Source organism: Bacillus sp. Hm123, assembly GCF_051842975.2.
Taxonomy (GTDB): Bacteria; Bacillota; Bacilli; order Bacillales; family Domibacillaceae; genus Bacillus_CE.
Genome location: NZ_CM200277.1, coordinates 1,419,581 through 1,443,200, shown reverse-complemented (window position 1 = coordinate 1,443,200; position 23,620 = coordinate 1,419,581). Strand labels below are relative to the sequence as shown.

The following is a 23,620-nucleotide window of genomic DNA, read 5'->3' as shown; positions in this document are numbered from 1 at the left end:
GTTTCATTCATCACTGCTTCTCCTCACTTTCCTTGATATACTGGTGGACGTTTTTCAGCAAAAGCTCGCAGCCCTTCCAAACGATCCTCCGTAGGTATTAACGAGTTATAAGCAAGCTTTTCGATTTCTAGTCCAGTCGCAAGTCCCACTTGCATACCGTTATTGATCGCCGTTTTCGCTTGGATTAAAGCAAGTGGGGCATTTTTGACCATTTGTTTCGCTAAGTTTAACGACCATTCCATCACATCGGCTGATTGTACAGCATATTCCACTAATCCAATTTGCTCAGCTTGGTCAGCTGTGAGACGCTTCGCCGTAAAGATCAGTTCTTTTGCTTTCCCAAGACCAATTAATCTTGGCAACCTTTGAGTACCACCTGCTCCAGGAATAATCGCGAGTGACGTTTCGGTTAACCCTAGCTTCGCATCCTTTGACACAACACGAACATCACAAGCTAATGCTAATTCCAGGCCTCCACCAAAAGCGACGCCATTCATAGCAGCAATGACCGGCTGCGGTAACGCTTCGACTTCACTCACCGTCGACCCAATTAGAGCAACCGTTTGTTTCACTTCTGAATCGGACATACCTTTTCGTTCTTTTAAGTCAGCACCAGCACAAAATGCCTTTTCTCCCACACCTGTGATGATGACGGCACGAACATCACGATCATGCTTAATTTGATGCAAAGTATCATGTAGATCGTATAAAAGCTGCTTAGACAAGGCATTGGCTGCATTTGGTCGATTCAACGTAACGATCGCAATTCCGTCGTCTCTTTTTTCAAATCCAATCGTTTCACCCAAACGGCTCACCCCTTTCACGATTTTCTGCAAATATCCATTTGTTTACTATTAAGCGGACGCATTAATATGTTTTCTAATAACTGTCCAGCACGTAATAGCGCTTCCATGTTCACTCCTGTTTCAATGTTCATTCCATTAAGCATATAGAGAAGATCTTCTGTCGCTACATTTCCAGAAGCACCTTTAGCGTATGGGCAACCACCAAGCCCACCTAGCGCACTATCAAATGTCGTAATCCCCATCTCTAACGATTTAAGAACATTGGCTAAAGCCGTTCCACGCGTATCATGAAAGTGCATCGCTAATTTCTCTGCTGGAAAAATAGGCAACATCGTTTCTAGTAATCTTTCAACTTGAGTTGGTACTCCCACTCCAATAGTGTCGCCTAGAGATAATTCATCGATCCCCATTGAAAATAGTCGATCCGCTACCTTAACGACTTGGTCTGGATTCACCAAACCTTCATAAGGACAAGCAATAACAGTCGATAAGTAGCCACGAACCGTTTTTCCTGCTGCCTTCGCTTCATTGACGACTTCTTCTAGCACAGGAAACGTTTCATCAATAGTTTTGTTAATATTATTTTTATTATGAGATTCGCTCGCCGACATAAATACACTGACTTCATCCACTTCAACTTTCAGGGCGGCTTCTAGTCCTTTCATATTAGGAACTAACGCCGCATATGTAACACTAGATTTTCTCTTAATAGCCGATAATATGTCAGAAGCATCTGCCAGCTGCGGAATCCATTTCGGATGAACGAAAGAAGTGACTTCAATATAAGAAAGACCACTTTCTGACAATTGATTCAGCCATGCAACTTTATTTTCTGTACTCACGTGATGGGGTTCATTTTGAAGCCCATCACGCGGTCCAACCTCTTTGATCGTTACTTTGTTCGGCAGTTTCAAATGATCCGCCTCCTATTCAATATCGACTAGTCCGTCTGCCTCGTTCACGAAATCTCCTTCTTGGATGTGAACTTTCTGAACCTTTCCATCTTCTTCAGCAGCGATCGGAATCTCCATTTTCATTGATTCTAAAATAACGACATCCTGCCCAACTTTTACCTCATCGCCTTCGCTCACTAATACTTTCCATACATTCCCTGCCATACTTGCCTGGATTGTTGTCATATAAAACTCCCCCTTATTTTGCTGATGTTAACTCTGGCAAATAATATTCATTCACAAATTGAGTTGTTGTATATCCCGTTAAAAATTGCTCATGACTGATCGTTTGAATGAGCATCGGAATATTTGTTTTGATCCCTTCGATCACATAGTCTTCAAGCGCCTGCTTTAAACGTTCACAAGCTTCTTGCCGCGTTTCACCCCAAGCGATTAATTTGCCGATCATTGGGTCATAAAACGGTGTAACTTGTGAACCTTGTTCGATGGCACATTCATTACGAATCCCTTCCCCTTCTGGAAGCTTAAAAGTCGTAATTTTTCCTGGAGAAGGAAAGAAGGTTTTTGGGTCCTCCGCATAAATTCGTACTTCAATCGCATGACCTTTTCGCTTTACCTCTTCCCTAGTAAGAGAAAGCTTTTCTCCAGCTGCCACCTTCAATTGCTCTTCAACAAGGTCTAAGCCGGTGATTTCTTCTGTTACTGGATGCTCCACTTGCAATCTTGTATTCATCTCAAGGAAATAAAAGTTCTGTTCTTTATCTACTAAAAACTCAATCGTTCCAGCATTTGTATAGCCAATATGCTCAGCCGCTTTAACGGCAGCATCTAGCATTTTCTCACGCGTTTCTTCGCTAATAAACGGAGACGGCGCTTCTTCAACTACTTTTTGATTTCGTCGTTGAATTGAACATTCTCTTTCCCATAAAGGAATAATATGTCCATGTGAATCAGCGAGAATTTGCACTTCAATATGATGAGGCTCTTGTATATACTTCTCTAAAAACATCGCTCCGTCACCGAAGAAAGATTCAGCACGCTTTTTGTTGCCTTCAAACGCTTTCCCAAGCTCATCTGGAGAATGAATCAGTTGCATACCAATCCCGCCTCCGCCTGCAGAAGCCTTTAACATTAACGGATAGCCAATTCTTTCTGCTGCCGTTTTTGCCTCCTCTTCGTTTTCAAGCGGAACGTCTACACCTTCAATGATCGGAACACCTGCTTCTTTCATCGTTTTACGAGCTTCGATTTTGCTTCCCATAGAAGCGATAATCTTTGGTGAGGGACCGATAAAAGTCAAACCCTCTTCGATGCATTTTGTTGCAAATGTGGCGTTTTCAGAAAGTAGTCCATAGCCAGGATGAACAGCTTCCGCTCCACTTTCTTTCGCTACACGAATGATTTCATCAGCATTTAAGTAACTTTGATTAACCGGGGGCTTTCCGATGCAAAACGCTTCATCTGCTTGTCGAACAAATAAAGAGTCTGCGTCTGCTTCTGAATAAACAGCCACCGTTTGAATGCCAAGCTTTTGACAAGTACGAATCACTCGAAGTGCAATTTCACCACGATTAGCAATAATAATTTTTGAAAACATCTAAACCGCCCCTTCCCCTACGATAATAAGCTAAGTGATTCTTCTCGCAGCTTAAACTTTTGGATTTTCCCTGATGCTGTCATTGGATATTCTTTCGTAAACACAATATGCTTTGGAATTTTGTAGCGCGAGATCTTTCCTTTGAAATATTCTTTAATCTCATCCGCATCCGCTGCTTCGCCTTCTTTCAAAATGATCCACGCCATCACTTCTTCACCATACTTCATATCAGGAACACCAATAACTTGTGCATCAAGAACTTTTGGGTGTGTGTATAAAAATTCTTCTATTTCACGTGGATAAATGTTTTCTCCTCCACGAATAATCATATCTTTTAAACGGCCAGTAATTCGAACGTATCCCGTTTCATCCATGACTGCCAAATCTCCCGTATGAAGCCAACCTTCCTCATCAATGGCCTCATAAGTAGCATCAGGATTATTATAATAGCCTTTCATTACATGGTAGCCTCTCGTGCACAATTCTCCTTGTACCATCGGAGCAACTGCTTGATTGGTCGTTGGGTCAACAATCTTTACTTCGACATCCGAAAGCGCACGACCAACTGTTTCTACTCGAAGCTCAACTGGGTCATTCACACGTGTTTGTGTGATCACTGGTGAAGATTCCGTTTGTCCATAACAAATAGTAATCTGTGTCATATTCATTTGATCCATCACTGATTTCATAACTTCTACCGGACAGTTGGAACCAGCCATGACTCCTGTTCGCAGATGAGATAAGTTGTAATTTTGAAAATTCGGATGATTCAACTCAGCAATAAACATCGTTGGCACCCCGTGAAGTGCGGTACAATTTTCTTGCTCTACTGTTCGCAAAACAACTTCTGGATCAAACTCTTGAACAGGAACCATCGTCGCCCCTACCGTCACACAGGCAAGCGTCCCGATTACACAGCCGAAGCAATGGAAAAACGGCACAGGAATACAAAGACGATCCTCTTTCGTTAACTCCATACAACTAGCAATATTAAAGGCGTTATTAATTAAATTGCTATGCGTCAGCATGACTCCCTTAGGAAAACCTGTCGTTCCTGACGTATACTGCATGTTAATGACGTCATGAGGATCAAGAGATTTCGTTCGTTCGTCCAACTCACCCTCACTTACTTGATCAGCCATATTTAAAATATCTGTCCAATTAAAAGCACCGTTGTACTCTTGCTCACTTAAAATGACGACGTTTTTCAACAATGGTAACCGCTTCGATTGTAGCTTTCCAGGTTCACAAGTATGAAGCTCTGGACAAAGTTCATAAATGGTATCCACATAAGAATTCCCACGATATTCTTCAATTAAAATTAATGTATTACTCTCGGATTGATTGAGTAAATACTCAAGCTCTGCTGTTCGATAGTTCGTATTCACAGTGACAAGAACAGCCCCCATTTTGCCTGTAGCAAACTGAAGTGTCACCCATTCAGGCACATTCGTCGCCCAAATAGCCATATGCTCTCCTTTTTCAATACCAAGAGCCATTAATCCTTTTGCTACTTTTTTACACAACTCATCAAATTCACTGTACGTATAGCGCAGATTACGATCAGAGTACACAAGCGCTTCATGGTGTGGAAGTTGTTTTGCTCTTTCAGTCAATAATTCCCCTACAGTTTGGTGAATCAATTCCGCCATAACATCCTTCCCCCTCTTTTCAATTAGCAGCCTAGGTGACGAGCAATGACTAATCGTTGAATTTCCGAAGTGCCTTCTCCGATTTCAAGCAGTTTAGCATCACGCAAATATCTTTCAACGTCATATTCACGCATGTAGCCATATCCGCCATGAATTTGAATCGCTTGATTACTTGCACGGAAGCTAGTTTCTGAGGCAAAAAGCTTAGCCATCGCTGCTTCCTTACCAAACGGTTTTCCTTGATCTTTCAACCAAGCTGCCTTATGTACAAGCGTACGAGCTAGTTCAATTTCAGTAGCCATATCAGCAAGCTTAAATTGAATCGCTTGAAATTTAGAGATTGATTGGCCAAACTGCACTCTTTCTTTTGAATATTGCAACGCTTTCTCAAAAGCTGCTTGAGCAATACCTACCGCAAGAGCTGCAATGGAAATACGACCGCCATCTAGTGTAAACAAAAATTGGCTAAATCCCTTTTTGCTATCACCTAATAAGTTTTCCTTTGGCACACGGACATTTTCCAAAACAATTTCACAAGTATTGGACCCTCGAACCCCCATTTTGTCATAATTACAAGAGATCGTAACTCCTGGTGTATCCGTCGGAACGATGACAGCAGATACGATGTTTTTCCCATCTTCTCTCTTGCCTGTAACCGCTGTTACAATAATTTGACGAGCGTAACCAGCGTTCGTAATCCAACACTTTTCGCCATTAATGACGTATTCATCCCCCTCTAGAACCGCTTTCGTTCTAGTTCCGCCAGCATCTGAACCAGCGTTAGGCTCCGTTAATCCGAAAGAACCTAATGTTTCTCCTTTCGCCATCGGTACGAGCCATTCCTGCTTTTGTTCTTCCGTTCCAAAATAATAGATTGGGCTCGCTCCAAGACTAATAGCTGCTGCGTAACTTAAACCTGTTCCGCCACAAGCTTTACCAATCTCTTCGACAGCAATTGCGTATGATATAGTATCTCCGCCTACTCCACCATATTCTTCAGGAAATGGAATACCTAGCAATCCAAGCTCAGCCATTTTTTGAAATGTTTCATAGCGAAATTCTGATGTTTCATCCAAATGTTGAGCATGAGGCTTAATTTCCTTTTCAGCAAAGTCCTTCACCATTTCTTTTAACATTTGTTGTTCTTTCGTTAATTCAAAGTTCATAATTGCTCCCCCTTTGTTTTTCACAATGAAAAATCGTACAGACTAGTCGGTCTTTTTTTGTCGAATGAATAGCCAGCTTCAATTCACCGGCTGACTTTTAAGTAAGTATTTTTTAATATTTGGATCATTCATTCCTTGTTCTGTCATTAAAGCATGAATCAGTAAATCGTTAAACATTTCCCCAATTTGCTCCATTGTTAACTTTCCGTCTTTCTTAAACCATTTATATGTCCAATTCACCATACCGATGATCGCCATCGTCGATATTTCTGCAGACACTTCGGTACGAAAATCGCCGCTTTCTTGCCCTTCTCGGATCACTTGCAAAATCACTTGGCGATATGCATCGCGTTTTTCGTTAATCTGTTGTTCAAAATCCCCTTTTAAATACGTACTCTCTTGATAGAAAACAGTGATATGTGGCTTATAAAGATCAAATACTTTCGTAAAAGACATAATGATTGCACATAACCTAGAAACAGGCGTGTTGTAATTATCATATGCTTCTTTCGCTCGATCTAACACATAAGAAATAAAAACATCATGAATGTGATACAACAATTCATCTTTCGATTTGAAATTGTGATAAAATCCCCCTTTCGATGTTCCACATTCTTCCACAATTTGATCTACTGTTACTCCATGATACCCATGCTTCTCAAACATGACGAGAGAAGTATCAACAATTCTTTGTTTCAAAGTTTTTTTTGGCATAAAGACCATCCTTTAACTGTATATTACCATAGTCGTCATATTACTGACAAACTATTTATCAGAAAATAAAAAATAATAAGTGATTAAGCCTATACTTTTATCCTACTATCTATCTATTTATTTTTCTTTCAGAACATAAAAGGTCTGACCGTACCGATAGAACGGATGAAGCCAGACCTTTTTCACTAATCAATAGCTAATATCACAAGAACGAATTAACATGAGGTCCTGGTAATGATAATTGCTTTCTTTTAGTAATCGTACGGCTTGTGAGCGTACCGCTTTTTCTATCAAATTTCGGACGTACCTTCCGTTTGAAAAAGAAGACGGTTTTTTTTCTTTAATAAACATAAAGTGTTCTCGCATTTTGATTTTGGCTTCGGGACTTAATTGATATTGTTTTTCTGCTGTCATTTTCTCGGCAATTTCCATCAGTTGATCCGGCTCATAATCAGGAAATGGAAAGACAAATGGGAAACGAGATTCTAATCCTGGGTTTAAGGTGAAAAAATGATCCATTTCTTTTGGATAACCAGCTAAAATGAGAATGAAATCATTTTGTTTATCCTCCATATGCTTCACAAGCGTATCAATCGCCTCTTTCCCAAAATCTTTCTCTCCACCTCTTCCTAACGAATAAGCTTCATCGATAAATAAAATGCCTCCCATTGCCTTTTTGATTAAATCTCTTGTTTTCTGTGCCGTATGCCCGATATATTCACCTACTAAATCCGCTCGTTCCGCTTCAATTAAATGACCTTTAGATAGCACTTTCATTTCGAAAAACAAGCGGCCAATAATGCGAGCGACTGTTGTTTTTCCTGTACCTGGATTGCCTTTAAACATCATATGAAGCACTTGGCTTCCAGACTTTAAGCCGCTCGCTTCCCTTTTTCTATTAATATAAATCCAGGCATATATTTCTCTAATCATTTTCTTCAACTCATCAAGCCCTATTAAGGCATCCAATTCATTTTCAATACTTTTTAAGACGGCATGTTCATGAGAATTCGACCATTCAAACGGTTTTTCTTGGCGCGTTGGTTGTTGTTCGATACGATCGTTTTTTGTATGCAGCACAACCTTAATTTGCCCGTTCTCTTTCATTCGTATTGGCTGCTTCATCTTGACCACCCCATACACTTTGACGTAATCCGTCGAAATACGTCATAATTTGCGCTTTCCCGAGAAATAACTTCCCTCTCCCCATTCTATTCATGAAAAATGCAAACCATACATAAAAGACAGCCGAAGCTGTCTTTTCATTAATATAGCTTTCTATACTCTAATAAGGATTGTTGAACGGTTTTGCGCAAATACCATAGGGCAATTAAGTTCGGAATAATCATTAGACCATTGAAAAAGTCGGCCAACTCCCAAACTAAGTCCACTTGGTGAATGGCTGATCCAATCACAATAAATAATAATACGATCACCCGATAAGGTACGACACCTTTATCTTTCCACAAGTATTTGATATTTAGTTCTCCGAAATACGCCCAGCCAAGAATCGTTGTGAAAGCGAAAAACAATAAACAAATCGCAATAAATACTTGTCCAGTCGTACCGAAGCTGGTGATAAAGCTTTGTTGCGTTAAAGCAACGCCTGTTTCTCCTGTTTGATAAGCACCCGAAGCTAAAATCACTAACGCTGTAACTGTACAAATAATGATCGTGTCAATGAGTACTCCTAAAATTGCTACTAAACCTTGCTCTGCTGGATGACGAACATTCGCTGCCGCATGAGCATGAGGAGTGGACCCCATCCCAGCTTCGTTAGAAAACAGCCCTCTTGCTACCCCGTAACGGATCGCTTCCTTAATCGTCGCTCCAAGCACTCCGCCACCTGCTGCCTCTAATTGAAAGGCCGATTTAAAGATCAGTTCAAACACTGGGATAATTTCATGTTTAAATTGAAATAGTAGAATAATGCTCCCGATAATGTATAGGAGCGCCATAATAGGTACCGTTTTCTCGGCAAAAGCAGCTATTCTTTTAATTCCGCCGAATAAAACGAAACCAACGAACAAAGCGACAATAATCCCAATATAAATAGATGGGATCGGTAACACATCTTTAAATCCTGCCGCAATGGAATTCGATTGCACCATGTTCCCAATAAAACCCAATGCCAATATGATAAAAATAGCGAATAAGACCGCCAGTTTTTTGCTGCCGACTCCCTTATCTAAATAATAAGCCGGACCACCGAGGTACTCTCCATTTCGTTCTTCACGATATTTTTGGGAAAGCACGGCTTCAGCAAAGATCGTCGCCATTCCTAAAAAGGAACTCACCCACATCCAAAAGATCGCTCCCGGACCACCGGCTGCAATCGCGGTTGCCACACCAGCAAGGTTTCCTGTTCCTACTTGTCCAGCTACTGCCGTTGATAGAGCTTGAAACGAGGAAATCCCTTTTTCATTCTTCGTATTTTTTTTAAACACGACTTTAAACGCACGGGAAATTTGCGTCAGCTGAATGAAATTCAATTTGATCGTATAATAGACGCCTGTTCCGAGTAGAGAGATGATTAATACCCATCCCCATAAAAATTCATTAATAACTGATACTGCTTTAAACAAATCCAATGTAATCTGCTCCTTACCATAGTTGTCTATCTATTTTACATGATTTTGACCAAATAAAAAACGTGTACATAGTAAATGTACACGCCTCTATTTGTTTATTCTTGATCATCTAAAGAAATTTGTACGTTTCTTTGAGGAGCAAAAGTAGAAATCGCATGCTTATACACTAATTGTTGCTTACCATCTGATTCAAATAATACCGTAAAATTATCAAAGCCCTTTATATACCCACGCAATTGAAATCCATTTAACAAAAATACGGTCACCATTGTAGCGTCTTTTCTTAATTGGTTTAATATTTGATCTTGGATATTGATGCCTTGTTTCATGTTCAATCCTCCTCTTTCTATCTATACTTTAGTATAATTCTATTTCAAATGCAGCTTTCCTGCTATGAAATCCGAAATTTCGTTAATTTTTTTTGATCTGCTTTCCTCTTCCGACAGATCAAACCAATGGACATTCATTTTATTGCGAAACCAAGTTAATTGACGCTTCGCATATCGTCTTGAATTTTGCTTCAACTGCTCGATGGCTTCTTCCAACGTTACTTCATTGCGAAAGTAGCTAAATAGCTCTTTATAACCGATCGCTTGAACCGCTTGTCCTTCTCTAATCCCTTTATCCCACAAGCCTTTGACTTCTTCAAGCAAGCCTTCATCCATCATTTGATCAATTCTATCATTAATTCGCTCGTATAAAAGCGCTCGATCTATCGTTAAGCCGATAATGACGATATCGTATAAAAGATCTGGCTGTTGTTCGGCCTGATACTCCGACATTTTCTTCCCGGTTGTCCGATAAATTTCCAGCGCGCGAATGACCCGCCGAACATTATTAGGATGAATATGACTAGCGGCCTCCGGATCGACTGATAATAACTCGTCATACAGCGCTTGTTTACCACGACTGTCCGCTTCCTTCTCCAAATCTAAGCGAAGCTGATCGTCCTTTCCTTTATCAGAAAAATGGTAATCATAAATAACCGATTGTATATAAAGACCCGTTCCTCCAACGATCATTGGCAGCTTGTCCTTTGATGAAATATCTGCAATTTTCTCTCGCACAATCGTTTGAAACTCAGCCGTTGAAAAAGATTCGTCTGGATCTTTAATATTTAACAAATGGTGAGGAATCCCTTCCATTTCAGCTTCTTTAATCTTGGCGGTACCAATATCCATTCCACGATAGATTTGCATGGAGTCCCCACTAATAATTTCTCCATTAAAGCGGTGGGCTAACTCGATGCTGAGAGCGGTCTTGCCAACGGCCGTTGGACCGATCAGCACGATCAATTTTTCTCGATGTTGCAATCTCTTCACTGCCTTTTATGCTTTTTTCTTATCGTATCATATGTTTGGATACTTGTTGAGGATAATAATTCATTCTCACCACTTTTTTCACTTCTAAACATCAAAAAGAACGATCCAAAAATAAAGTATCACTCACTCCATTCGATCGTTCTTTTTATTTACGTCATTATGGTTGTACTTCTACAGGTGTCTCAGCATCTTTAATTTCTTGATCTAACTCTGTTTCATAACGAGCCGCTGTTTGTTCATCCCAACTAAGCCATTCCGCCATTAGTTGAATGATGTCCTTTTTATATGTTTTCGCCCATTCAATATTGAAGAACACAGCACCCGTACGACGAATGAAAAAGTCTACTGGTTTCGCGACCATCTCATGCTTGATTGCATACACAATTTGGGCATAAATATCTGTCGGCAATGCTTGTTGCTCGTTAGTAGCGGCAATCTTGAACAATTCATCTACGTTAGAGCCGTACATTTGAGCTAATTTTCTTCCTTGTTCTTTCGTTAAACCAAAGGAAATTGCTTCATTTTCTTTTTTATGAATGAAAAATTCAAAATTACTAGCACCGCCCACGTCTCCTCCTGAAATCGGCATATGGAGCGTTTGAACAGCTTTGAAGGATTTCCCTGCTTCCGCTGTTAATTGTCGAGCCACTAGATCAACGACCATTTCCGCCATTTTACGATATCCTGTTAGCTTCCCACCAGCAATCGTGATGAGTCCGCTATCTCCTTCCCAAATCTCATCTTTACGGGAAATTTCAGAAGGATCTTTCCCTTCTTCATAAATAAGAGGGCGAACTCCTGCCCAACTGGACTCTACATCACTTGCTTCTACTTTTACTTCTGGGAACATGTAACGGATCGCCTGTAAAATGTAGTCTCTATCCTCAGCTAACATTTTAGGACTAGTCGTATCTTTATCAAAAAACGTATCTGTTGTGCCTACATACGCTTTGCCGTCACGCGGAATCGCAAAAATCATTCGACCATCTGGCGTATCGAAGTAGACCGCTTGACGAAGCGGAAACTTCGACTGATCAATGACAATATGCACACCTTTTGTTAATCGTAAGTTTTTATTATTAGTCGAGTAGTCTTTTTTCCGAACCGCATCTACCCACGGTCCTGCCGCATTGACAACTTTCTTCGCATGAATGTCGATCATTTCGCCTGTCAATAAATCTTTCGCTTGAATCCCAACGATTTTCTTCTGATCGTAAATGAAGTCTTCCGCTTTCATATAGTTGATGGCAAGCGCGCCTTCCGCTACCGCTTTTTTCATGACCTCAATCGTGAGTCGCGCATCATCCGTGCGATATTCTACATAATAGCCGCCACCTACTAGCCCATCCTTTTTCACTAGCGGCTCTTTATTTAATGTTTCATTAGTTGATAACATCGTTCTTCTTTCTGACTTCTTTACTCCTGCTAAAAAGTCATACACTCGCAAACCAATACCCGTTGAAAATTTGCCGAACGTGCCTCCCTTATGTAATGGAAGCAACATCCATTCTGGCGTCGTCACATGCGGGCCATTTTCGTACACAACCGCTCGCTCTTTTCCGACTTCAGCTACCATTTTCACTTCAAATTGTTTTAAATAACGAAGACCACCATGCACGAGCTTCGTTGAGCGACTAGATGTCCCAGCTGCAAAATCTTGCATTTCCACTACCGCTACTTTCATGCCGCGTGTCGCCGCATCTAACGCGATCCCTGAACCTGTAATCCCTCCACCGATCACCACTAAATCATAGGTTGTTGATTGTAAATGATGCAACATTTCTTTTCTCTGTACATTTGAAAAATTCATGATGATTTCCCTCCATTATTTGACGATAAAAACGCAAAAAGAGACCTATCGAAACATAGCAAAACAGATGCTATGAAGACAGGTCTCTCTCATTCTCTAGACAATTTATTAACTTGTCTCTATTATACTATACTTATTTATATTTTAAAAGCTAAAGTTGCTTCAATCGCTTTTTTCCAGCCATGATAGAGGCGATCTCGTTGGCTTAACTCCATATCCGGCTGGAATTTCTCCTCGATCTTCCATTGAGCAGAAATTTCACTGCGATCCTTCCAGAAGCCGACAGCTAATCCGGCTAAATAAGCTGCACCAAGCGCTGTCGTTTCATTAATAATTGGGCGATCGACCGGTACTTGCAAAATATCACTTTGGAATTGCATTAAGAAATCGTTTTTCACCGCTCCCCCATCGACACGAAGCGCTTTTAAAGAAATGCCCGAATCTATTTCCATCGCATCGAGCACATCTTTCGTTTGGTAAGCTAATGACTCAAGCGTCGCACGAATAAAATGTTCTTTCGTTGTTCCTCTCGTCAATCCGAACACGGAACCACGTACTTCACTATCCCAATAAGGCGTTCCAAGTCCAACAAAGGCAGGGACGACATAGACTCCTTCCGTTGACTCGACCTTTTTCGCATACTCTTCACTATCAGGAGATTGCTTAATCATTCTCATCCCATCTCGAAGCCATTGAATCGCCGAGCCTGCGACAAAGATACTTCCTTCTAGTGCATACTCTACTTTTCCATCAATGCCCCACGCAATAGTCGTTAACAAGCCATTTTGCGAAGCTACCGCTTTTTCACCTGTATTCATTAACATGAAACAGCCTGTTCCATACGTATTTTTCGCCATTCCTTCTTCATAACAAGCTTGTCCAAACAATGCCGCTTGCTGATCTCCAGCTGCTCCTGCAATCGGAACTTCATGACCGAAGAAATGATGTGGAGCTGTTAAGCTATACACTTCAGAAGAAGGTCTCACTTCTGGAAGCATCGCTTTTGGAATGTTTAAAATGTTGAGAATTTCATCATCCCATTGTAAATTATGAATGTTGTACATTAATGTTCGTGACGCATTGGAATAATCTGTGACGTGAGCTTTCCCTCCAGACAATTTCCAAATCAACCACGTATCGATCGTACCAAAAAGAAGTTCTCCTCTTTCCGCTTTCTCTCGTGCTCCTTCTACATTGTCCAAAATCCATTTAACTTTCGTACCGGAGAAGTAAGCGTCAATCAACAATCCCGTTTTCTCACGGAATAAAGAATCATGCCCTTGAGCTTTCAATTCTTCGCAAATTTCTGCCGTTTGGCGAGATTGCCACACGATTGCGTTGTAAATCGGGCGCCCCGTCTCTTTCTCCCAAACGAGTGTTGTTTCACGCTGATTCGTAATGCCGATTCCAGCGATTTGTTCAGGGCTCACTCCATTTTCAGAAAGCACAGTCGCCATACAAGCAAGGATCGTTCCCCAAATTTCGTTGGCATTATGCTCCACCCAGCCTGGATGCGGAAAATGCTGCGTGAACTCCTTTTGAGCAGCATGAACAATTTCCCCTTGTTTATTAAAAAGAATCGCTCTTGAACTCGTTGTTCCTTGATCTAAAGACAAAATATATTTTTCCATTATAACCCCTCCATTTATGTTTATTTACTCACATCGAGTTGGCTTGCTCCTACCTGTTTTTCCTTATCTAACAGCAAAGCCGCTAATAAAATAATGGCAATTACCGAACATACAACCCAAAAAGCGAGACCAAACTCCCCTTGAAAAGCTCCTTTATAGAAAAGCCCTCCTAATGAGCCTCCTAAAGCAGGTCCTAACACAGGAATCCATGAATACCCCCAGTTTGATGGGCCTTTCCCTGGAATCGGTAATAAAAAATGAGCAATTCGTGGGCCGAGATCTCTCGCCGGATTAATCGCATAACCTGTCGTTCCACCGAGGGATAAACCAATGGCTACAATTAATAATCCTACAATAAAGGGATTTAAGCCTTCCGTAAACTCATTTGCTCCAATCGATAAAATACCAACGACTAAAATAAACGTTCCAATGATTTCACTCATTAAATTTGAAAATGAATGCTTGATCGCTGGACCTGTCGCAAACACACCAAGCTTCAAGCTTCACTCCCGGATCATCTGTTGCTTTCCAATGAGGTAAGAAATGCAGATAAACAATCATCGCTCCAATGATTGCTCCAATCATTTGCGCTAAAATGTATGATGGGACATCACTCCAAGCAAAGTCTCCTGTAAACGCGAGACCAATCGTAACAGCGGGATTCAAATGAGCTCCGCTGAACTGGCCAACAGCATAAACAGCCATCGCTACAGCAAGACCCCATCCCCAAGCAATCACAATCCAACCTGAACCGAAAGCATACGATTTCTTTAAGTTAACGCTCGCGTTAACCCCAGCTCCTAAAATAATTAATAGAGCCGTTCCAATAAATTCCCCCATAAATGGAGTCATGGCAATACCTCCCCTTTTCAATGAAATGAAAAAAAAGAGAACAAAAAAACACAACTCTCCCCAATTGCAGGATTCAGTTGTGATTCTCAATGTTCTCTCTCACAAATTATTAACTTGGCTTTATATTAAATTGCATTGAAAGCGTTGTCAACATTTTTTTAACAAAAAAGGACTTTTTTGAACTTCTCTTTTGAGAATGTTATAATATTCCTATGATTAAAGAAGGAGAGAAGATAGATGAATACATATTTTACTGCAGTAGATTTAACAAAAAAGATAGAAAATAAGAAGGAATACAAAGAGCAGTTAAAGCGATATCAGCAACGTTTATTAAGCTTACAACAGCTAATTTTCAAAGAAAAGATTGGCTTAATCCTTGTCATGGAAGGCTGGGATGCGGCTGGGAAAGGCGGAGCAATTAAGCGCGCTACTGAAAAACTAGATCCTCGTGGTCTTCAAGTACACCCTATTGCTGCACCTGCTCCGCACGAACTGCGCTACCACTATTTGCAACGCTTTTGGAGAAAACTTCCTCAGTATGGGCAAATTGCGATTTTCGACCGCTCATGGTATGGAAGAGTCCTAGTAGAAAGAATCGAAGGCTTTGCGACAAAAGCCGAATGGAAAAGAGCTTACGAAGAAATCAATCATTTTGAACAAGAATTAACAGATGACCGTTATATTGTATCGAAGTTTTGGATCCATATTAGTAAGGATGAACAAGCGAACCGCTTTGCTGAAAGACAACAAAACCCGCTGAAGCGCTGGAAGATTACCGATGAAGATTGGCGTAATCGTGAAAAATGGGAGGAGTATGAAAAAGCGGCTGAAGACATGTTTGAAAAAACAGGTGTCGAATCGGCGCCATGGCATATCATCCCTGGTAATGATAAAAAATATGCAAGAGTCGCTGTCGCAAAGCAAATCGTCGAAGATATCGAAAATAATTTAACCGCTAGAGGTATTAAACTACCAGACTACTCATTATTTGAATAATTAACTGCTAATAAGCCTGTCCCCCGAATAAAGGGACAGGCTTATTTATATATGCTTAATAATAAAGCTTCCACAGCTCTCGATTAGAGGTCGTGATCGCACACGCTCCTGCCTCAAGCGCCATTTCTACTTCTTCTTGTTTCTCAATTAACCCGCCGGCAAAGATCGGTTTGCCTGTTTGCTCATGCAACGTTTTAATGACTTTCGGCACAACACCTGGCAAGACTTCAATATAGTCTGGATCTGTTTTTTCAATCAACTTAATGCTGCGGTTCAATGCGCTAGAGTCAATAATAAAGGCTCTTTGCGTCGCATATAAGCCTTTTTGCTTCGCTTTAATGAGTGCATTTCCTTTCGTTGAAATAATTCCATATGGTTTCACATACTGCGCAATAAATTCAACCGCATGCTCATCGGTCGTTAGCCCATGAATTAAATCTAAGTGCAGAAACATCTTTTTCCCTTGTTGTTGGGCATATTCAAATACACTTTTGACCATACCGACATGAAGATCAAGGAACACTCCATACTCAAATGGAGTATCTAGCATCTTATCAAAATCCTTCATCGTTCGCACAGCAGGCAAAATTTTTTGACCATGAAAATTCATTCTTTCCCTCCCTCCTTTATTCTGATGTGCCTATTGTTTTCTTTTCTGTCTGTTGAAGATTATACATCATAAATATCGCCGCCAAAAAGAAAAACATGACGCTGATCATCATAAAAAAGTTGATTTCCTCAAACATTTGCAGCATTAATCCTCCTGCATATGGGCCTGTTAAACTACCGACACTAAAACTCATACCGCATAATAAGTTCCCTGTCGGAAGCAAGTGTTTCGGTGTTAGATCCGTCATAAAGCTAATTCCAGTACTAAAGGTAGAACCGACGACCATACCTGTAACGAACAACATGAAGAGAAGAACATAATAATGCTCCATAATCAAACTAGATACGAAAAACAAACCGCATCCTACTGCTAAGATCACTCCTAACACTCGCTTTCTCCCATATTTATCACTCATCATTCCGAGCGGAAATTGAAAAATAATCCCTCCAAGAGCAAAGGTCATTAGCAAAACAGATATTTGCTGAATCGATAAATCATTACGAACACCATATATCGGAAATATACCATTCAACGAAGATTCAAGAAATCCATACCCGAAAGTCGGCAAAAAAGCGATCCAGCCGTAACGAGAAGCTTCTCGAAAACGTTTCAACGTCTCCATAAATGAATTCGTTTGAATGGACTGCTCTGGGAAATCATTTTTCAACAAAAATAAAAATCCCCAACAACATAAGCAAAGTATACTCGACACGATAAAAGGCAAGGCTTCATTAAACTTGATGAAGCTCGTCATTAGCGGACCTAGCGCAAAGCCAACACCGAAAAATAAACCATATAAGGAAATGTTCCTCCCACGGCGATGTGCTGGTGAAAACGAGGTAATCCACGTTTGTGTACCGAAATGAAGCGTATGATCGCCTATCCCAATCAACAATCTTAACAAAAACCAAAACCAATAAGACTTCCATAGTGGAAAGCATAATAAAGAAATGATCACGAGCAACCCGCCACTAATAATGACCGGCTTATAGCCATATTGTCTTAACGGCTTTTCCATAAAAGGAGAAACGAATAAAATCCCAATATAAAGAGCCGACGCATGCAAGCCGTTTAAAGACGAAGACACTCCTTCTTGCTCGAAAATTATAGAAATGACCGGAAGTAACATTCCTTGACTAAATCCAGAGATCGCCACGATACTAACTAATATCCAAAAGCGATATCGTTCCTTTACTTGTATCATCTGTACCCTCACTACTTTTCCAATTGTTTACTCACCATTGTAAGTGAACGAGACGCTTTCGTACAGAATACTTTTTGTAGCCTATTTTTCACTTTCTTCTTGCTCTTCACGTTACGTGATGTTTTATGATAAGAATAATTACTTTGAAGGAGAGATCAATGATGAAAAAATATACGATTGGAGAATTTGGTAAACTGACAGGTACATCCGCTCGGACGTTACAATACTATGATGAAATCGGTCTACTAAAAGCAGAGCGAACCGCAGCTGGACATCGCTCCTATACGGAGCAAGACTTTTTTACGCTCCAAAAAGTTATTTCTCTAAAGTTTTTAGGGTTTTCCCTTGATGAAACAGCCAAGTATCTTCGCAATGAAAATTGGGATATGAAGGATTCCCTTGTCTTTCAACGAGATATGATGAAGAAAAAACGAGAACAGTTAGATGATTCCATTCGATTATTGAATTTAGCGATCGAACGAATTGATCATAACTACAAGCTCGACCCACAAGTTTTCACTTCCATTATTAACAGTGTCCAAATGGAAGAAGAGCATAAAGAATGGATGAAATCTTATTGGCCCGAAGAATTTGTTGAACAGATTTATGACAGAGTGAAAGAAGATCAAGAGGAGTATGAGAAAAAAATGATGGATCTTTTTTCTCGATTTAAAGAAATCATGTTTTCTGATTTTCCGAATCCTCAAGTGGAAAAGCTCGTTCATGAATTACTTGCCATGGCAACAGAATTAACGGGGGAAAACCTTTCATCACTAGAAACATTACCAGTCGAAGATATCCCGTTAGACCCTTGGCTGTTTTCTAACCCGTTTTCACCTGAAGAAGAGAAATGGTTAGAGCAAGTGATGACTTACTACATGGAAAAAGAGGAGAAAAATCATGCCGAAGAATAACGATACGAAACAATGGAAAACCTTTTTTCAATTATTCATACAGAGCAACATACCGAAATGGCTAATTGTTGTCGCGATTACTTTAAGCATCATCGAAACCGCTGCCGGATTAGTTGTTCCTTTGTTTACCCGCAATTTAGTAGATGGGCTCGCCCAAAACCAACTGCCGCCATCTGTGATCGTTTTTTTAGCCGGTAGCTTTTTATTGCAAACCATTTCAGGTGGATTTTCTTTTTATTTGATGAGTTATATTGGCGAATACGTCGTTTCCTCGATTAGAGAGCGCTTATGGAATCAAGTACTCACTCTTCCTGTTGATTATTTTGATCAGCATGAATCGGGCGAGACGATGAGCCGAATCACACAGGATACAAACATTGTCAAAACGTTAATTACACAGCATCTCGTCTCTTTTGTCACAGGGATCATCTCGGTGATTGGAGCCGTTGGCATTCTATTATTCATCGATTGGAAAATGACGGTGATCATGTTACTCGCCGTTCCGCTTGCCATCTTAATGATTGTTCCATTAGGGCAAAAAATGTATCGCATTTCTAAAAATACGCAAGAAGAAATGGCTGGATTTTCAGGAGATCTTGGGCGAGTCCTCTCCGATATTCGTCTAGTGAAAGCTTACAACGCTGAGCCGATTGAAAAAAGAAAAGGATCGAATCGCATCCAAGGTTTATTTCAATTCGGCTTAAAAGAAGCGCGAATTCAAGCGATCATTTCCCCTTTCATGACGGTCATTATGATGCTTGTTCTCGTTGTCTTAATTGGCTACGGTGGCGTTCGAGTGGCTTCTGGAGAGCTATCGGCTGGGTCGCTTGTCGCCATCATCATTTACATGTTTCAAATCATCATCCCATTTAGTCAAATGGCTTCTTTCTTTACTTCGTTTCAAAAAGCGATGGGCGCAACGGAGAGAATCCAAGAAATTTTATCTTTACCGACGGAAACAGAAGATGCAGGCCGTCCGGTAAAAGAGGCTTCAACGGATCTCGTGCTGAAAGATTTGTCATTTAGTTATAGTGGAGATAAGCCAGTGTTAAAGCGCTTTAACCTTCATATACCTGCTGGGAAAACAACGGCTTTTGTCGGACCGAGCGGAAGTGGGAAAACGACGCTATTTGCTTTGTTAGAACAGTTTTATCATCCAGATGACGGACAAATTCTACTAGGAGAGGACCCAATCGATGAGTTTCAACTAGCAGATTGGCGAAATCAAATCGGCTATGTATCACAAGAAAGCCCGATTATGTCAGGAACGATTCTTGAAAATATTTGCTATGGGATGGAAAATAACGTGTCGTTAGAAGAGGCGAAACGAGCGGCGCAGCTCGCCAATGCTGATGAATTCATTGAACGCTTGCCCGATCAATATGATACGGAAGTAGGCGAGCGTGGGATGAAGCTGTCAGGCGGTCAACGGCAAAGAATTGCTATCGCTCGCGCCTTTATGAGAAACCCGAAAATTTTGCTTCTTGATGAAGCGACCTCCAACCTAGATAGCGCCTCTGAACGGCTTGTACAAAAAGCGTTGGATCAATTGATGAGCGGACGAACAACACTTGTCATCGCTCACCGCCTATCGACGATCGTTAATGCCGATCAAATTGTCGTTATCGAAAACGGGCAAATCACCGGAACAGGTACACATGATACACTACACGATCAGCACCCGCTTTATCGCAAATTAGCGAATCAACAATTTAATAGCTAAAACGCAGTGGGGAGAGTCCCCACTGCGTTTTAGCTGTTATTTTCCTGTCAGAAACATTTTCGTAATCGCGGCAAACTCTCTTATGTATGCTTGCACTTTCGTGATCTCCGGTGTAGGAGCGGCAAGCGGATATATTTTGATCCCTTGTTTTTCTGCTAGCTTTTTAGCTCGATATAGATGGAAATCATTTGTGACGATAACCGCTTCCTTGATCTTAAATTTCTGTTTGGAAAAAATGATATTTTCATAGGTCGATGTCGATTCGTCTTCTACTAATATGTGGTCTTGCGGTATTCCATTTTCAATAAAAAACTGTTTCATCGCTTCCGCTTCTGTTATATCTTCTCCAGAGCCTTGCCCGCCAGATACAATCACTTTCGCTTCCGGATTTTCCTTCAAATAATCTAGTGCCTTACTCACACGATATTGCAGACTTAATGACATTTCTATCCCGTTTACTTTCGCCCCTAGTACAATAACATGTCCCACATTGGCTGGAGGCTTTTCAGCAGCGGTTGCTTTCATTTGCTGATAGTAATAGATGCATAAGCCGATCGGTACTACTAATACGAGCACACTGCTGATGAACCATAGCTTTCGAATAATCATGATTTCTCCTCTTTGCTTATTTTATATGTAATCATTCTATATTTTAACATATGTATTTACTATTAATGGAGTAAAGTGTGGCATTAATTATGAGGAAACAAGATAAAAAGAACGCCCAGAAGGACGCCTATGTAAAAAGCATTTACTTTTCTTGTAGCTTTAATATTGCTAAACATATAACACCAATTGATAGTAAACTTATTGCACTATTCACAGTTATTTCCCCTAATACACTTAAAACAAATGTGCTTACACCCATTCCTAACGCAATGGCTGTTAAGATTGTTTTCATCACGTTTCTGTTCATCGTAGAATCTCCTCCCCCTCATTTATCATTCGACATCTGGGAGGAGAACCCTTTGATGCTTACTGTGGTGTATTATCGTCCGAATGCGTCAATAAGAAAAAGAGCACCCTATTGGATGCTCTAAACGTTATTGTTACTGCACTACAAATGTTACGATAGTATCTGGATATCCAGTTGCTTTAATTGTACATACCATTGTGCCAGTCCCGTAATAATAGTGGGTCGGTTCAAACCACATCATACCAGGACTTGTTTTTACGTAATTATAAAATTCATGATTTTTTGGAGTTTCATTAAAAATAAATTTAACTCACATAATCCGCTTAAACATTTTTTCCAGCTCATAAGTAGAGTAATGAACAAGAATCGGGCGACCATGCGGACATGTAAACGGATCAGAACTTTTTCTTAAGTCATCGAGCAATTGTTGAATTTCATCTTGCCTTAAGTGATGGTTCGCTTTGATCGATGCTTTGCAGCTCATCATAATTGCCGCTTCTTCCCGCAATTTTTTAATATCGACTTGTTTCATCGCTAATAGCTGCTCGATCATTTCTTCGATGATCGTTTGCTCTTCTCCTTTTGGGAACCATTGCGGATGAGAGCGAACAATGAACGCCCGGTCTCCAAACGACTCTAGGAAAATGCCGACTTCCTCTAACTGCTCCGTATACTGTGAAATTTTGATACAATCATCCGCGGAATATTCTAATGTCAGTGGCATCAGCATGTCTTGCAGTTCTTTTTCGACTCGTCCTACTTTTTCTTTGAAATACTCGTATTTAAGTCTTTCTTGAGCGGCATGCTGGTCGATCATATATAGCCCCTTTTCGTTTTGAGCGAAAATATATGTTCCATGCATTTGACCGATTGGATAAAGCGGCGGAATGCGACTGTCGATGGGCTTGCTTTCTACTCCCACCTCCTCCACTTCCTCTATTTCATCCCCGTGATCAGGAATCAAAAAGCTAGGTTCTTCCTCTATTACAAGCGGAGCTACACTCGCTGTTTGCTCTTGATTCAATGAATCCACCGCCTCATTTTCCGGCCAATTTCGCTCTTCTACAAACGAAAAGTTAGGTTTCGTTTTTTCTATTTGTGGTGGTGGAGATGGGGCCAGATGATCGAGTGTCAACGTTTGCTGTTCGGATTCAACTCGCACCTTTTTTTGGATCGGAGCGGCACTCGGAATTAACGTTTCCTTTTTAAAGGCTTGTTGGACAGCCGAAGTAATTAATTCGATTAACTGCTGCTCCTTACTAAAGCGAACCTCTAATTTAGACGGGTGAACATTGACATCAACTAACAGCGGGTCCATGTTAATATTAACGAGGGCAATCGGATAACGGCCAATCGGAAGAAGGGTATGATACCCCTCTAACACCGCTCGCACTAACCCATAGTTTTTAATGAAACGACCATTCACCATCAATGACATATAATTTCTTGAAGCTCTTGTGATTTCCGGAAGAGCGAGCCAACCGTCGATTTCAAAATCTAGGGAAGACGCATTTAACGGAACCATTTTTTTTGCGATATTGACTCCATAAATGGCGGCTAATACTTGTCTGACATCGCCGCTTCCCGTTGTATGCAATAGCTCGCGGCCATTATGTCGCAGACGAATAGACACCTCCGGATGAGCTAACGCTAATCGATTGACAACATCGGTAATATTTCCAAGCTCAGTATGAATCGTTTTCATATATTTTAATCGGGCAGGTGTGTTAAAAAATAACCCCGATACTTTAATATCTGTTCCTTGACGGCTGTTCGCTTGAATATGCTCCTGTACTACGCCACCTGAAAGAATGATTTTTGAACCTGCTCCCTCCCCAGTGCTCGTCGTCATTTCGAGCTCTGAAACCGAAGCGATACTCGGTAAAGCCTCTCCCCGAAAGCCGAGGGTGCGAATACGGAACAGATCATTTTCGTCTTTAATTTTACTCGTGGCGTGACGGGCAAAAGCGGTGAGTACATCTTCCGGCTCAACACCGCTACCGTTATCAACGATTCGAATACTTTCAAGTCCTGCTTCCTCGACATCGATTTCAATCACTGTGCTATTGGCATCAATTGAGTTTTCTACTAGTTCTTTTACAACAGAAGCCGGGCGCTCGACCACTTCTCCAGCCGCGATTTTATTGGATAGCAAGTCATCTAACAACATGATTTTCGCCATCTTCGTCACCCTCTCTCATC

Annotated in this window: 21 protein-coding genes and 1 pseudogene; 3 read left to right on the top strand and 19 right to left on the bottom strand. The window is 40.8% G+C overall.

The features are described 5' to 3' along the window. Positions 1 to 23: 23 nt before the first annotated feature. The 14 genes and pseudogenes from ACSVDJ_RS07475 to ACSVDJ_RS07410 all read right to left on the bottom strand — a co-directional run bounded on the left by ACSVDJ_RS07475 (position 24) and on the right by ACSVDJ_RS07410 (position 15,055). On the bottom strand, positions 24 to 806 hold the full coding sequence (locus ACSVDJ_RS07475; RefSeq protein WP_439169125.1) for an enoyl-CoA hydratase: 783 nt from the start codon (positions 804 to 806) through the stop codon (positions 24 to 26). Positions 807 to 820: 14 nt separating this feature from the next. Then, positions 821 to 1,720: a hydroxymethylglutaryl-CoA lyase gene (locus ACSVDJ_RS07470; protein ID WP_439169127.1), complete on the bottom strand. Its 900-nt coding sequence runs from the start codon at positions 1,718 to 1,720 to the stop codon at positions 821 to 823. A 12-nt stretch (positions 1,721 to 1,732) separates the two neighbouring features. Continuing rightward, positions 1,733 to 1,945 carry an acetyl-CoA carboxylase biotin carboxyl carrier protein subunit gene (locus ACSVDJ_RS07465; RefSeq protein WP_439169129.1) on the bottom strand — a complete coding sequence of 71 codons (213 nt, stop codon included), beginning with the start codon at positions 1,943 to 1,945 and terminating at the stop codon, positions 1,733 to 1,735. Positions 1,946 to 1,958: 13 nt separating this feature from the next. Then, positions 1,959 to 3,317: an acetyl-CoA carboxylase biotin carboxylase subunit gene (locus tag ACSVDJ_RS07460; protein ID WP_439169130.1), complete on the bottom strand. Its 1,359-nt coding sequence runs from the start codon at positions 3,315 to 3,317 to the stop codon at positions 1,959 to 1,961. Positions 3,318 to 3,334: 17 nt separating this feature from the next. Then, positions 3,335 to 4,969 carry an AMP-binding protein gene (locus ACSVDJ_RS07455; protein WP_439169131.1) on the bottom strand — a complete coding sequence of 545 codons (1,635 nt, stop codon included), beginning with the start codon at positions 4,967 to 4,969 and terminating at the stop codon, positions 3,335 to 3,337. Positions 4,970 to 4,992: 23 nt separating this feature from the next. Then, a complete protein-coding gene (locus ACSVDJ_RS07450) occupies positions 4,993 to 6,135 on the bottom strand; it encodes an acyl-CoA dehydrogenase (protein WP_439169133.1) in 1,143 nt (380 codons plus the stop codon). Between the two features lie 78 nt (positions 6,136 to 6,213). Further along, complete coding sequence (locus ACSVDJ_RS07445; RefSeq protein ID WP_439169134.1) at positions 6,214 to 6,849, bottom strand: TetR/AcrR family transcriptional regulator; 636 nt, start codon at positions 6,847 to 6,849, stop codon at positions 6,214 to 6,216. A 189-nt stretch (positions 6,850 to 7,038) separates the two neighbouring features. Further along, entirely contained in the window at positions 7,039 to 7,974 is a 936-nt protein-coding gene (gene spoVK, locus ACSVDJ_RS07440) for a stage V sporulation protein K (RefSeq protein WP_439169135.1), read from the bottom strand. Between the two features lie 140 nt (positions 7,975 to 8,114). Next, complete coding sequence (locus ACSVDJ_RS07435; protein ID WP_439169137.1) at positions 8,115 to 9,440, bottom strand: alanine/glycine:cation symporter family protein; 1,326 nt, start codon at positions 9,438 to 9,440, stop codon at positions 8,115 to 8,117. A gap of 95 nt (positions 9,441 to 9,535) precedes the next feature. After that, on the bottom strand, positions 9,536 to 9,769 hold the full coding sequence (gene hfq, locus ACSVDJ_RS07430; protein WP_094835547.1) for an RNA chaperone Hfq: 234 nt from the start codon (positions 9,767 to 9,769) through the stop codon (positions 9,536 to 9,538). A gap of 39 nt (positions 9,770 to 9,808) precedes the next feature. Further along, the gene (gene miaA / locus ACSVDJ_RS07425) at positions 9,809 to 10,753 is read right to left on the bottom strand and encodes a tRNA (adenosine(37)-N6)-dimethylallyltransferase MiaA (protein ID WP_439169138.1); all 945 of its coding nucleotides are present in this window, start codon (positions 10,751 to 10,753) and stop codon (positions 9,809 to 9,811) included. A 166-nt stretch (positions 10,754 to 10,919) separates the two neighbouring features. Beyond that, positions 10,920 to 12,572, bottom strand: a complete 1,653-nt coding sequence (locus ACSVDJ_RS07420) for a glycerol-3-phosphate dehydrogenase/oxidase (RefSeq protein ID WP_439169140.1) — start codon at positions 12,570 to 12,572, stop codon at positions 10,920 to 10,922. A gap of 137 nt (positions 12,573 to 12,709) precedes the next feature. Then, positions 12,710 to 14,203, bottom strand: coding sequence for a glycerol kinase GlpK (gene glpK, locus ACSVDJ_RS07415; protein WP_439169141.1), 1,494 nt, complete (start codon positions 14,201 to 14,203; stop codon positions 12,710 to 12,712). Positions 14,204 to 14,223: 20 nt separating this feature from the next. Beyond that, positions 14,224 to 15,055, bottom strand: a pseudogene (locus ACSVDJ_RS07410) (MIP/aquaporin family protein). 237 nt (positions 15,056 to 15,292) lie between these two features. On the opposite strand from ACSVDJ_RS07410, the gene ACSVDJ_RS07405 reads away from it, so the two are divergent. Then, positions 15,293 to 16,051 (top strand): polyphosphate kinase 2 family protein, encoded by a 759-nt coding sequence (locus ACSVDJ_RS07405; RefSeq protein WP_439169142.1) that lies wholly within the window; start codon positions 15,293 to 15,295, stop codon positions 16,049 to 16,051. A 55-nt stretch (positions 16,052 to 16,106) separates the two neighbouring features. Here the strand turns inward: ACSVDJ_RS07405 and ACSVDJ_RS07400 are convergent, their stop codons facing one another. Both ACSVDJ_RS07400 and ACSVDJ_RS07395 read right to left on the bottom strand, forming a co-directional pair. Continuing rightward, positions 16,107 to 16,661, bottom strand: coding sequence for a glycerol-3-phosphate responsive antiterminator (locus tag ACSVDJ_RS07400; protein ID WP_439169143.1), 555 nt, complete (start codon positions 16,659 to 16,661; stop codon positions 16,107 to 16,109). A gap of 16 nt (positions 16,662 to 16,677) precedes the next feature. Further along, on the bottom strand, positions 16,678 to 17,865 hold the full coding sequence (locus tag ACSVDJ_RS07395) for an MFS transporter (protein WP_439169144.1): 1,188 nt from the start codon (positions 17,863 to 17,865) through the stop codon (positions 16,678 to 16,680). A 158-nt stretch (positions 17,866 to 18,023) separates the two neighbouring features. On the opposite strand from ACSVDJ_RS07395, the gene ACSVDJ_RS07390 reads away from it, so the two are divergent. Both ACSVDJ_RS07390 and ACSVDJ_RS07385 read left to right on the top strand, forming a co-directional pair. Beyond that, a complete protein-coding gene (locus ACSVDJ_RS07390; protein WP_439169145.1) occupies positions 18,024 to 18,779 on the top strand; it encodes a MerR family transcriptional regulator in 756 nt (251 codons plus the stop codon). Next, entirely contained in the window at positions 18,766 to 20,502 is a 1,737-nt protein-coding gene (locus ACSVDJ_RS07385) for an ABC transporter ATP-binding protein (RefSeq protein WP_439169146.1), read from the top strand. The genes ACSVDJ_RS07390 and ACSVDJ_RS07385 overlap by 14 nt, the downstream gene beginning before the upstream one ends. A gap of 36 nt (positions 20,503 to 20,538) precedes the next feature. On the opposite strand, the gene ACSVDJ_RS07380 is transcribed toward ACSVDJ_RS07385, so the two are convergent. From ACSVDJ_RS07380 to mutL, 3 genes are all read right to left on the bottom strand, one after another. After that, entirely contained in the window at positions 20,539 to 21,111 is a 573-nt protein-coding gene (locus tag ACSVDJ_RS07380) for a YdcF family protein (protein WP_439169148.1), read from the bottom strand. Positions 21,112 to 21,253: 142 nt separating this feature from the next. Next, positions 21,254 to 21,418 (bottom strand): hypothetical protein, encoded by a 165-nt coding sequence (locus ACSVDJ_RS07375; protein ID WP_439169149.1) that lies wholly within the window; start codon positions 21,416 to 21,418, stop codon positions 21,254 to 21,256. Positions 21,419 to 21,728: 310 nt separating this feature from the next. Further along, complete coding sequence (gene mutL, locus ACSVDJ_RS07370) at positions 21,729 to 23,600, bottom strand: DNA mismatch repair endonuclease MutL (RefSeq protein ID WP_439169150.1); 1,872 nt, start codon at positions 23,598 to 23,600, stop codon at positions 21,729 to 21,731. Between the last annotated feature and the right edge of the window lie 20 nt (positions 23,601 to 23,620).

Excerpts from the sequence above, each read along its gene's own strand:
- ACSVDJ_RS07465 (WP_439169129.1), bottom strand. The coding sequence starts at position 1,945 with ATGACAACAATCCAGGCAAGTATGGCAGGGAATGTATGGAAAGTATTA.
- ACSVDJ_RS07460 (WP_439169130.1), bottom strand. The coding sequence starts at position 3,317 with ATGTTTTCAAAAATTATTATTGCTAATCGTGGTGAAATTGCACTTCGA.
- ACSVDJ_RS07455 (WP_439169131.1), bottom strand. The coding sequence starts at position 4,969 with ATGGCGGAATTGATTCACCAAACTGTAGGGGAATTATTGACTGAAAGA.
- ACSVDJ_RS07450 (WP_439169133.1), bottom strand. The coding sequence starts at position 6,135 with ATGAACTTTGAATTAACGAAAGAACAACAAATGTTAAAAGAAATGGTG.
- ACSVDJ_RS07445 (WP_439169134.1), bottom strand. The coding sequence starts at position 6,849 with ATGCCAAAAAAAACTTTGAAACAAAGAATTGTTGATACTTCTCTCGTC.
- spoVK (WP_439169135.1), bottom strand. The coding sequence starts at position 7,974 with ATGAAGCAGCCAATACGAATGAAAGAGAACGGGCAAATTAAGGTTGTG.
- hfq (WP_094835547.1), bottom strand. The coding sequence starts at position 9,769 with ATGAAACAAGGCATCAATATCCAAGATCAAATATTAAACCAATTAAGA.
- ACSVDJ_RS07420 (WP_439169140.1), bottom strand. The coding sequence starts at position 12,572 with ATGAATTTTTCAAATGTACAGAGAAAAGAAATGTTGCATCATTTACAA.
- glpK (WP_439169141.1), bottom strand. The coding sequence starts at position 14,203 with ATGGAAAAATATATTTTGTCTTTAGATCAAGGAACAACGAGTTCAAGA.
- ACSVDJ_RS07405 (WP_439169142.1), top strand. The coding sequence starts at position 15,293 with ATGAATACATATTTTACTGCAGTAGATTTAACAAAAAAGATAGAAAAT.
- ACSVDJ_RS07400 (WP_439169143.1), bottom strand. The coding sequence starts at position 16,661 with ATGAATTTTCATGGTCAAAAAATTTTGCCTGCTGTGCGAACGATGAAG.
- ACSVDJ_RS07395 (WP_439169144.1), bottom strand. The coding sequence starts at position 17,865 with ATGATACAAGTAAAGGAACGATATCGCTTTTGGATATTAGTTAGTATC.
- ACSVDJ_RS07390 (WP_439169145.1), top strand. The coding sequence starts at position 18,024 with ATGATGAAAAAATATACGATTGGAGAATTTGGTAAACTGACAGGTACA.
- ACSVDJ_RS07385 (WP_439169146.1), top strand. The coding sequence starts at position 18,766 with ATGCCGAAGAATAACGATACGAAACAATGGAAAACCTTTTTTCAATTA.
- ACSVDJ_RS07380 (WP_439169148.1), bottom strand. The coding sequence starts at position 21,111 with ATGATTATTCGAAAGCTATGGTTCATCAGCAGTGTGCTCGTATTAGTA.
- ACSVDJ_RS07375 (WP_439169149.1), bottom strand. The coding sequence starts at position 21,418 with ATGAACAGAAACGTGATGAAAACAATCTTAACAGCCATTGCGTTAGGA.
- mutL (WP_439169150.1), bottom strand. The coding sequence starts at position 23,600 with ATGGCGAAAATCATGTTGTTAGATGACTTGCTATCCAATAAAATCGCG.